The sequence below is a fragment of the Microbacterium sp. H6 genome, assembly GCF_003314775.1.
GTDB classification, from domain to species: Bacteria; Actinomycetota; Actinomycetes; order Actinomycetales; family Microbacteriaceae; genus Microbacterium; species Microbacterium oxydans.
Map to the genome: position 1 here is coordinate 1 of NZ_QOAY01000071.1, position 9,014 is coordinate 9,014.

Here is a 9,014-nt window from a genome sequence, read left to right on the forward strand (position 1 = left end):
CACGGCGTTCTCGACCGGCGCGCCGGGTAGCCGCAGCTCGGCGAGCCTTCGTGGCGAGAAGTACCGATCGCGCTCGGCCGGGTCGAGATCGTGCAGCAGCTCCTCGGCCCGCCCCCGCAGATGTCCGGCGATCTTCGGCTGCATGGCATAACCGACCGCGTCGATCAGCAGCTGGAGCCGGGCGGGGTCGGCGTAGGGCGAGCCCTCGCGCGTCATGGCGTCCACCAGAGTCACGGGAATCCGGTTGCTGTTCTCGAACGGCTTCAGTGCCGCGAGCACCGCGTCATTGCCGGCCGACCCGACCGCGCGTCCGAAGAGCGTGTGCACGGTCGGCAGCGCAGTGGAGAACCCGGCGACGACGGCCAGGGCATCGATCCGTTCGGCGAGCAGCTCCGCCGCGAGCGGACCGCGATACTCGACGAAGTCGATGCCCTGCTCGCGCGCTCGCGCCCCGACGGCCGCCGTCACGAGAGGCGGCGCGCCCGGATGCGGCTTGAACACGATGCGCCGTGGTCGCCACTGCGCCGCACGGTCGATCAGACGCTGCTGCAGGTCGATCTCCTCGGCCACCGAGACCAGACCGAGCGCCGACAGGTACTGGCCGAGCACGAGCACCGTCGATGGGGAAGCCTCAGGGAGGGAAGACTCCCCTGTGTCCGTCTCTCGCAGGACCGCGGCGAACGACGCCGGCGGCACCGGCACGATCCGCGCACCCGGCGATCCCACGAGAGGCTCGACGCCCGGCACGACGTCGGCATGGACGACTCGCTCGATGCGTGCGGCGACGGGATAGGGCACCCGCACCCGCATGGGCGCATAGGTCATCAGCCCGTCCCCGATGATCGTGATCCGCGCCCGGGGGAACAGTGCCATCAACGTCCTGGCGGGTGCCACCTGCGGGCTCTGCACGAACAGTTCCAGATCGCGAGGGTCCACACCCCACGCGCGCGCGAACAGGCGCTCGAGCATCGGGAGATCAGCGGCCTTCGGCTCCCAGGATCGCGGATGCCGCGGCATGAGCATCTCATCCAGCGGCTCCGCGCGGTCGAACCGCGCCCGCAGCGGCCCGAGCGCCGCATCATCCGCGATCCCGGTGACGGTCTCGGGCACCGTCGAGGAGGTGAAGGGCACAAGGATTCGCTCGCCACGGACCTCGTCGTCGATAAGTCCGGCATCCATCGCGGCCACTGCGGTCGCGAGTCCATAGGCGCTGTGCAGCGCGAAGACCTGCGTCATCCGGCACGACCCGCCTGACGGAGGACGCGTGCGAGGACCCGGCGGCGCGGTCCATCGAGGTGGCTCAGCACGACGGCCACCTCATCGGCCGGGAGTCGACGGAGCGTGCGGAGGATCCCCGCGCGCACTGCGCCGCGCAGCTGAGGGCTCATGCGGCGGGCGCGCACGAGGTGGTGGGAGCTGAGGGCGAGCACCGTCCAGACGGCCTTGGGGAGAAACCGCTCCGCCTCGCGATCTCGTTCGACGAGCGAGATGACCTCGTCCATCGCCCTGGCGAAGTCGAGCTGTCTCCGATCTCGGGTCTGGGTGAGCGATGTGGCCACGCCCCGCCGGTAGAGCAGCGCAGGCGCATCGACCACCGCGAACGACTCGGCATGCAGATGCAGTCGCCAGATCCACGGTCGGTCCTCTGCGGTGAACAGCCCTTCGGTGAACGCCGCCAGGCCACGGTCGATGAGCCGGCGGTGGAAGAGCCCCGCCCAGGCGTACGGGTAGTCGACCATCGTCGATTCGTGCTCCGGCAGGATGGCGTCTCGCGGAGGAGCGACCCGGTCGCGCCACGGATACGGCGCCCGGACGAGGGCGCGCGTCCCACCCCTCACCGTGACGTGGTCGGTGCGTACGAAGTCGCAATCGAGCTCTCGCAGCCGCGACGCGAGCACCTCGAGCCGACGCGGCTGCATCCAGTCATCGCCGTCGAGGAAGCAGAAGGCCTCCCCCTCGACGTGCGGCAGTCCCTGGTTGCGGGCCGTCGCCAACCCGCGCGCGGACTCGTTGCGCAGCACCTCGGCGCGGGGGAACCGCTCCGCGTACCGCCGCATGAGAGCACCCGTGTCGTCGCGCGAGCCGTCGTCGATCGCGACCAGCTTCACGGCTCCGAGATCATCGAACTGCCGAGTGAGCGTCTCGAGCGTCGTCCCGATGTACGCGCCGGCGTCCTTCGCGGGCAGGATGACGGTGACGAGGGGTGTGCGCACAGGACTCCAGAACGGGGACGGTGTGCGGGAATGGTCGCAGGCGGTCCTTGCCGGGCGGCGACGCGGAGGTGAACGACGGGTGTCCGTGAAGCGCCAGAGACCGTGCACTCGGGAGAAAGGCACTCGGGAGAAAGGCACTGAGGTGTGGTCCCGTACCCGAACGGAACCACACCTCCCAGTGCATCGCACTGCCGAACGAGACACGTTCGGGACGCGGTATCGCAGATGCGACACCGCGTGCCACGCGGCCGACTGACCCCCATCAGATGGCCGCGAGACGCTCATGGTCGACGCGCCACCCTGGATGAGAGGAGAGCGCGACCGGACGGTAACATAATACATGCCAGAACTACGGCTGCACTCCATCGCGCGACGCCCGTGGTCCGGTTCGCCCCCAACGGCCGTATCGGCGACGATGAGGAGATGCTGTGGCCCTTCGGATCGACCTGGCGCCCCGTGCGACAGCGGCGGCGTGACACCGTCGACCTGCGCTGGCTCAGCGCGAGGACCTGGACCAGGCGCTGGTATCCGCAGGGCGTCGACGTCGGCGAATGGCGCGGCCGACGCACCCTTGCCGTGAGCTGGTTCCGCCAGGAGCTGTCAGGAGAGCATCTCGCCTCCCGCGTGACGCTCGTCGATCTCGAGCGCTCGCGTCACCTCGACGTCCTCCTCGCGACCGCCGACGACGACGACGGCGAACTGCACCCGGCGCGGATCCACGCCGGGGGACTCGCGTGGTTCGGGGATCGGCTGTTCGCCGCCGCGACGGGCCAGGGCATCTGGGAGTTCGATCTGTCGGACATCCGTACCGTGCGCGGCGCTCTCGCCCAGCGACTCGCCGGGTCGAACCGCCGCGGCGGACGCAGCACCGCTCTCGTCGCCGTGCGAACCAGGGTGCATCCCATCGCCCTGCGCTGCTCGTACCTCGGGCGGGTGTTCGACGACGACGGCTCCCCGCGCGCACGGGTACTCATCGGTGAGCATCGCCCGGACGAGAGCGGAAGGATCGGCGAGTTCGCGATCCCCGTCGACCTCGCCGGCGAGTTCACCGAGGTGGACCGCTTCACCCCCGGCATCGCACGGATGCAGGGCGCCGTCCGCTGGGGCCGGCATCACTTCGTGTCGCAGTCCGACCGCATGCACCCCGGCACACTCTGGAGCGGCCGACGCGGGGCTCTCGCTCCGGACGCCGTCCGTCTCCCCGTCGGGTGCGAGGACCTGGCTCTCGACCTCGAGGCCGGACTGCTCTGGTCGCTCGGAGAGCACCCCTGGCGACGGGTGGTGCGCGGCATCCCCTTCGCCAGGCTCGGGATCGGCGACGAGGGCTCCCGACGGCGAACGTAGACTGGAGGGGTGAAGAAGCCCGCGCCTTTCCTCGTCTACACCGTGCTGCGGCTGCTGGCGTTCCTCGTCCCGCTCGCCATCCTCTGGTTCTTCTTCCCGATCTTCCGGGAGTTCTGGTGGCTCGCAGCGATCTTCGCCGCGCTCATCGGCATGAGCATCTCGATGCTGTTCCTCCGCACGCCGCTCACCGACGCGTCTGCCCGCCTGCAGGAGCGCCGCGAGAGCCGTTCATCCGGCGGTCAGGACGACGCGGACGCCGAGGACCAGGCGATCGACGAGTCGAACGATCCCGTCGACGGCGACGCCAAGCCCTGAGGCTCCCGCGAGCCGGATCAGCCCACGGCCGGATCAGCCCACGAAGGCCCAGAACAGGGCCCCGGCGTACAGCAGCGACGTCAATGAGGTGAGCGCGAGAGCGGTCACCAGCTCTTTCGGCTGCCGGTACGACCAGACGATGGCGATGGCCGGCAGACCGGCGAGCAGCGCCAGCAGGGAGATCCACGCGATCGGGAACCCCAGTGCCAGGAATGCGGCGATGCCGAACGGCGCGAGCACGAAGAGCGTGAAGAGCACCTGGGTGGCCCTGCGCCCGATCAGCACCGTGAGGGTGCGCTTGCCCACCTCGCGGTCCTGGTCGATGTCGCGCAGATTGTTGGCGAGCAGCACGGCGCAGGCGAACAGACCTGTCGCGATCGCGCCGAGCCAGGCCTGCTGCGGCAGGGCGAAGATCTGCACCCAGGTGGTGCCGAGCGTGGCGACGAGTCCGAAGAAGACGAAGACGAACACCTCGCCGAAGCCGTAGTACCCGTACGGCCGCTTGCCGCCGGTGTAGAACCACGCGGCGACGATGCAGGCGGCGCCGACGGCCAGCATCCACCACTGCCCCGTGCGGATCACGATCCCCAGACCCACGAGAGCGGCCAGGGCGAAGAACACCAGGCCGATGATCAGCACGGTGCGCGGCTTCACCCGCCCCGAGGCCGTCAGGCGCGCAGGTCCGACCCTGTGCGCATCGGTGCCGCGGACGCCATCGCTGTAGTCGTTCGTGAAGTTCACACCGATCTGCAGCAGCACCGCGACCGCGAGGCAGGCGAGCGCGATGACCCAGTGGAACTCGGGCCCGGTGCTGCGCGCGGCGCCCGTGCCGATGACGACGGGTGCGATCGCGAGCGGCAGGGTGCGCAGGCGCGCAGCGCCGATCCAGTCCCCCGCCGTCACCGGCCCGGCTTCGACCACCGGACGCTTCGCCGGGTTGCCACTCGTGTGTACCGGCGTGCGCTTCGCGGACGGGTTCTTCTTCTTGCGCTGGGAGGATGCTGCCACGCAGGGAATCCTACTGGCCGACCCGATGCCGGACCTCAGCGGGACGGCGCATCAGGGGTTCGGGTTGGTGTCCTTGCCGTCGAGCCACAGGGTGTCGGACCGGTCGCCGTGGGCGCCGCCCTTGCCCACGTGCTTGTCGCTGATCTGCGGCCCCTTGGTGATCACGTGCACGAGGGCCATCGCGTGACCCTGTCCCAGTTGGTAGTCCTCCTTGAGCCACGCGACGATCGGCGTCGCCTTGGTCGTCTGGTCGAACCCCTTCTCGGCGGCGAGTTCGATGAACTGCCGCGGGGTGAGGCCGGTCTTGGTCTCGATGTTGTCGAGGTATGCCTGGAAGGACATGGTGCTCCTGTGGTCAGTCCTCGTCGAGGAACGTCTGGATGATGGTGGCGGAGGCGTGGATGCCGATGATCTTGAGCACCCCGTCACCGACGTTGGTGAAGCGGTGCGGCACATAGGCGGGTCCGGTCGCGGTATCGCCTGCTCCGGCGACGAAGGTCTCCTCGCCCACCGTGATCGAGGCGATGCCCTCGATCACGACCCAGGTCTCAGGATAGGGATGCCAGTGCAGACCCGGCCCCTCCCCCGGCTGGTTCTCGACGAAGAAGTAGGACACGGCGGCGCCGTGTTCGACCCCGACGAACCTCCGGCTGCGCCCCGTGCCGATGCGGATGTCGTCGGCCGCGACGACGCCGGAGAGAGACGGTGTGCTGTTCATGGCTCCAGTCTCGACAGACCCTTCGCCTGCTCCTAGAGTTTCGATGTGGATCGAAACTCCAGCCCGATCGAGGGCGTCGAGCACCCGGATCATCGTGTCGAGTTCCACCTGAGCCCCGGCGACGTCGAGGCGGTGCGGTTCGGCATCTCCCCCGGGCACGAGCTCGCGCACGCGGTGAGGGTGTTGCGGCGTCCGGCCGCCCATCCGCTGCAATGGGGGTGGCTGCGCGCCGTTCGCGAACAGCTCCCGCGCTGCGACTTCGCACTGCTCTCCAGCGTGATCGGCGACGACGGCTACCTGCCCGACTTCCTCACGACCACGCCCCGATGGGATCTGACCCCCGAGGCCGAGCTCGACGAACTGCGCGCGGCACCTCTCGATCCGATGCGCGTCGACTTCGGGAAGATGGTGCAGCGTTCGACCGGCGCCCGCCGACAGGCCCTACGCGAGATGCAGGACCATCCCGAGCGCGCCCGTGACATGATCGCCGACGGGTGGGCCGCCGTATGGGAGGCGGCACTCGCCCCGGTGTGGCCGCAGCTCGAGCGCTTGCTCCGTGCCGACATCGCTGTGCGCGCCCGCACCATCACGACAGCAGGTATCGCCGGCATGGCCGGAGACCTGCACCGCCAGGTGACCTGGGGCGCGGGCGCCGTGCGCGTCTCCCTGCGTCGCCACAGCGAGCAGGTCGACTGCCGCGGAAGCGGACTGGTGCTGGTGCCCTCGGTCATGTCGTCGTGGGGCTGCATGGTGCTCACCGAACCTCCGGCGCAACCCACGCTGTTCTATCCGGCCCGCGGCGTCACCGCAGGCTGGGCCCGAGACGCCGCCGACATCGAGGATGCTCTCGGCGCCCTGCTGGGACCGGCGCGGGCGGCGATCCTGCTTCAGGCCGGCGCCGCCCGCACGACGACGCAGGTCGCGCACGATGCGGGCCTCGCGATATCGACGGCGTCGCATCACCTCTCGGTTCTTCGAGATGCCGGCCTGGTCACCAGCGAACGCGACGGCGCCAGGATGCACCACCTGCGCACCCCGCTGGGCGAGGCCCTGGTGGGTGCCGCGCTCTGACACCCGCCGTACGGGCTACTCCGCGGAGCCCACCGGGATGATCGGCCGGTGCTCGTAGTACGTCTGCAGCACCACCGTCGTGCGGGTGCTGACGTTCGCCGCCAGGCGCACGTCGCGCACGAGCTCTTCGAGTGCGCGCGGCGACGGCACCCGCACGAACAGCATGTAGCTCGCGTCACCGGCGATGGAGTGACAGGCCTCGATGGCATCGAGGTGCTCGAGCAGTTCCGGGGCGTTGTCCGGCTGGGCGGGGTCGAGCGGCGTGATCTCGATGAACGCCGAGAGCGGTGTTCCCACCTGTTCGGGGTCGAGGATCGCGCGGTAGCCGGAGATGACACCCCGCGTCTCCAGCCTGCGCAGGCGCGACTGCACGGCCGACACCGACAGCCCCACGGCGTCGGAGAGCTGCGAGAGCGTGGCACGGCCGTCGCGGGAGATGGCGGTCAGGATCGCGCGGTCGACAGAGTCATCCATAGCTGTAAGATTATCGTCAAGATTCCGTATATGCCGGAATCTTTCCACCAAACTCTCCGATCGGAGGTCCCGATGTCCCTTCTTTCCGCCAACAGTTCCGCTGTCCAGGCCATCGTCGGCGAACCTGAGGTCGTCGAGGACGCATCGATCGCCGAGCAGTCCGCCGCGTGGGCTCAGCTCAAGGACGCCGCGATCGCGATCCGCGAGATGCAGATCAAGGACGGCTCGATCCCGGATGCCGCGCACCACGCCGCCGCCCGTGAACTCGTCGGTGCGATCACCGCCGCGATCCGCGCACTCGCCCCCGCCTTCCCGCACGACGCCGAATACCTCGCCGCCTCCGTGGTCGACTTCGAGCGCTGGGTCTCGGAAGACTTCGGTGTGCCGGACTTCCTCGACTCGCTCGTGGCCTTCCAGCCGCAGCAGCACCGCGTCGACGGCATCCGCCACCTCGTCGTCTTCCCGATGTACACGCAGAACGGCTCGAGCGACCGCCTGGTCGAGGCGCTGATCGTCGAGACGATCTGGCCGGAGTTCATCGCGGCACTCGAAGCCGGCGACTACGGCAACAAGCTGTTCGTCTCGCTGCGTCTGGTCGATTTCACCCCCGGCTACGACACGAACTCGGCCGTGCTGTTCCCCGAGACCGTCGCGATGCGCGAGATCCCGACCTTCACGTGGGGCGCGATCTTCCAGGACCGCGAGGCGGCCCGCTACCGTCGTGTCACCCGTGCCGCTGCCGAGATCACCAACCTCGACCTGCCGGAGCGCGCGGCCGCGATGCTCGACGACCAGCAGATGACCGAGAAGACCTTCGTCATGTGGGACATCATCCACGACCGCACCCACATGCGCGGCGATCTGCCCTTCGACCCGTTCATGATCAAGCAGCGGATGCCGTTCTTCCTCTACTCGCTGGAGGAGATGCGCTGCGACATGACGGCGTTCCGCGAGTCGGTGAAGATCGAGCGTGCTCTCGCTGCCCGCATCGAAGCCGGCGAAGAGCTCACCGAGATCGAGCAGGAGACGCACGACTACGCGCACCTCGTGCAGTACGCGGTGATCTTCGATCGCATCTTCCGCTTCTCGATCACGGGCACTCGCACGCGCAACTACGACGCGGTCGGCGGACAGCTCCTGTTCGCGTGGCTGCACCAGCGTGGCGTGCTGCACTGGACCGACACCGCTCTCGCGTTCGATTGGGACGCCGTGCCGGATGCCGTGGTGGCTCTGGGAGATGCGATCGACGACCTGTACTGGCACTCGATCGACCGTCCGAAGGTCGCGCACTGGCTCGCCGCATACGAGCTCGTCCGCGGCACGCTCACCCCGCACCCGGCGTCTCAGTGGGCCCGCGGCTTGTCCGACGAGATCCTCGCCGGCGCGCCGAAGGGCTACACCGACGCCGTGATGGACGACGAGTTCCCGCTGTCGATGTTCTTCGAGACCCTCGACAAGAAGATGAAGCCGGTCATCGAGTCGACCGTCGGCATCCGCGGCACGGACGACTGATGACCACGCGCGCACCGCGCGCGTTCCGAGTGTGACGCTGGGGCGCACCGCGCTGCGGCCGGAACCTCTCGTGCGGGATCTCCCGCAGGTTCCGGCCGCAGAAGCCCCTCCGATCCGGGAGAGTGGACGACATGGCTGAACACGTGGCACAAGAGGCCGAGCGCACCGAATCGACGGCTTCCGGACGCATCGTCCTGCTCGCCGGGGCCACCAGTGCGGCCGGCCTCGCCGTGACGCGGGCGCTGGTCGCCGCGAACGCACGGGTCTTCGCGACCGGCCGCTCGGAGGAGCGCCTGCAGGAGCTGGCGCGTGCCGGGGCTCAGGTCGAGGTCGCCGATGCGACCTCTCTCGATGAGATG

The 9,014-nt window shown here is 69.2% G+C and carries 10 protein-coding genes and 1 pseudogene; 5 read left to right on the top strand and 6 right to left on the bottom strand.

Annotated elements, in window-relative coordinates:
• A partial coding sequence (locus tag DSP71_RS05170) for a polysialyltransferase family glycosyltransferase (RefSeq protein ID WP_113680552.1) occupies positions 1-1,236 on the bottom strand: 1,236 nt, incomplete at its 3' end.
• A complete protein-coding gene (locus DSP71_RS05175) occupies positions 1,233-2,213 on the bottom strand; it encodes a glycosyltransferase family 2 protein (RefSeq protein ID WP_113680553.1) in 981 nt (326 codons plus the stop codon). The genes DSP71_RS05175 and DSP71_RS05170, both read right to left, overlap by 4 nt.
• A 423-nt stretch (positions 2,214-2,636) precedes the next feature.
• On the opposite strand from DSP71_RS05175, the gene DSP71_RS05180 reads away from it, so the two are divergent.
• The gene (locus DSP71_RS05180) at positions 2,637-3,557 is read left to right on the top strand and encodes a hypothetical protein (RefSeq protein WP_179515815.1); all 921 of its coding nucleotides are present in this window, start codon (positions 2,637-2,639) and stop codon (positions 3,555-3,557) included.
• Between the two features lie 9 nt (positions 3,558-3,566).
• A complete protein-coding gene (locus tag DSP71_RS05185; RefSeq protein ID WP_058632543.1) occupies positions 3,567-3,872 on the top strand; it encodes a DUF4229 domain-containing protein in 306 nt (101 codons plus the stop codon).
• A gap of 33 nt (positions 3,873-3,905) precedes the next feature.
• Here DSP71_RS05185 and DSP71_RS05190 read toward each other — a convergent pair whose 3' ends face one another.
• Genes DSP71_RS05190 through DSP71_RS05200 form a run of 3 tightly spaced genes read right to left on the bottom strand, consistent with a single transcriptional unit; the run spans position 3,906 to position 5,598 of the window.
• On the bottom strand, positions 3,906-4,880 hold the full coding sequence (locus DSP71_RS05190; protein WP_058632542.1) for a 1,4-dihydroxy-2-naphthoate polyprenyltransferase: 975 nt from the start codon (positions 4,878-4,880) through the stop codon (positions 3,906-3,908).
• 51 nt (positions 4,881-4,931) lie between these two features.
• Positions 4,932-5,222: a DUF4287 domain-containing protein gene (locus DSP71_RS05195; RefSeq protein WP_046747770.1), complete on the bottom strand. Its 291-nt coding sequence runs from the start codon at positions 5,220-5,222 to the stop codon at positions 4,932-4,934.
• A 13-nt stretch (positions 5,223-5,235) separates the two neighbouring features.
• A complete protein-coding gene (locus DSP71_RS05200) occupies positions 5,236-5,598 on the bottom strand; it encodes a cupin domain-containing protein (RefSeq protein WP_061015667.1) in 363 nt (120 codons plus the stop codon).
• A 45-nt stretch (positions 5,599-5,643) separates the two neighbouring features.
• On the opposite strand from DSP71_RS05200, the gene DSP71_RS05205 reads away from it, so the two are divergent.
• On the top strand, positions 5,644-6,669 hold the full coding sequence (locus DSP71_RS05205) for a DUF5937 family protein (protein ID WP_113680555.1): 1,026 nt from the start codon (positions 5,644-5,646) through the stop codon (positions 6,667-6,669).
• Positions 6,670-6,684: 15 nt separating this feature from the next.
• Here DSP71_RS05205 and DSP71_RS05210 read toward each other — a convergent pair whose 3' ends face one another.
• Positions 6,685-7,143, bottom strand: coding sequence for an Lrp/AsnC family transcriptional regulator (locus tag DSP71_RS05210; RefSeq protein ID WP_046747768.1), 459 nt, complete (start codon positions 7,141-7,143; stop codon positions 6,685-6,687).
• A 72-nt stretch (positions 7,144-7,215) separates the two neighbouring features.
• Between DSP71_RS05210 and DSP71_RS05215 the strand changes: the two genes are divergently transcribed.
• Both DSP71_RS05215 and DSP71_RS05220 read left to right on the top strand, forming a co-directional pair.
• Entirely contained in the window at positions 7,216-8,655 is a 1,440-nt protein-coding gene (locus tag DSP71_RS05215; RefSeq protein ID WP_046747767.1) for a DUF6421 family protein, read from the top strand.
• A 131-nt stretch (positions 8,656-8,786) separates the two neighbouring features.
• Positions 8,787-9,014: pseudogene (locus tag DSP71_RS05220) on the top strand (hypothetical protein); the annotation flags it as partial.

What these genes read in the sequence shown, in the direction of transcription:
- DSP71_RS05180 (WP_179515815.1), top strand. Translation starts at nt 2,637, where the DNA reads ATGCTGTGGCCCTTCGGATCGACCTGGCGCCCCGTGCGACAGCGGCGG.
- DSP71_RS05195 (WP_046747770.1), bottom strand. Translation starts at nt 5,222, where the DNA reads ATGTCCTTCCAGGCATACCTCGACAACATCGAGACCAAGACCGGCCTC.
- DSP71_RS05200 (WP_061015667.1), bottom strand. Translation starts at nt 5,598, where the DNA reads ATGAACAGCACACCGTCTCTCTCCGGCGTCGTCGCGGCCGACGACATC.
- DSP71_RS05210 (WP_046747768.1), bottom strand. Translation starts at nt 7,143, where the DNA reads ATGGATGACTCTGTCGACCGCGCGATCCTGACCGCCATCTCCCGCGAC.
- DSP71_RS05215 (WP_046747767.1), top strand. Translation starts at nt 7,216, where the DNA reads ATGTCCCTTCTTTCCGCCAACAGTTCCGCTGTCCAGGCCATCGTCGGC.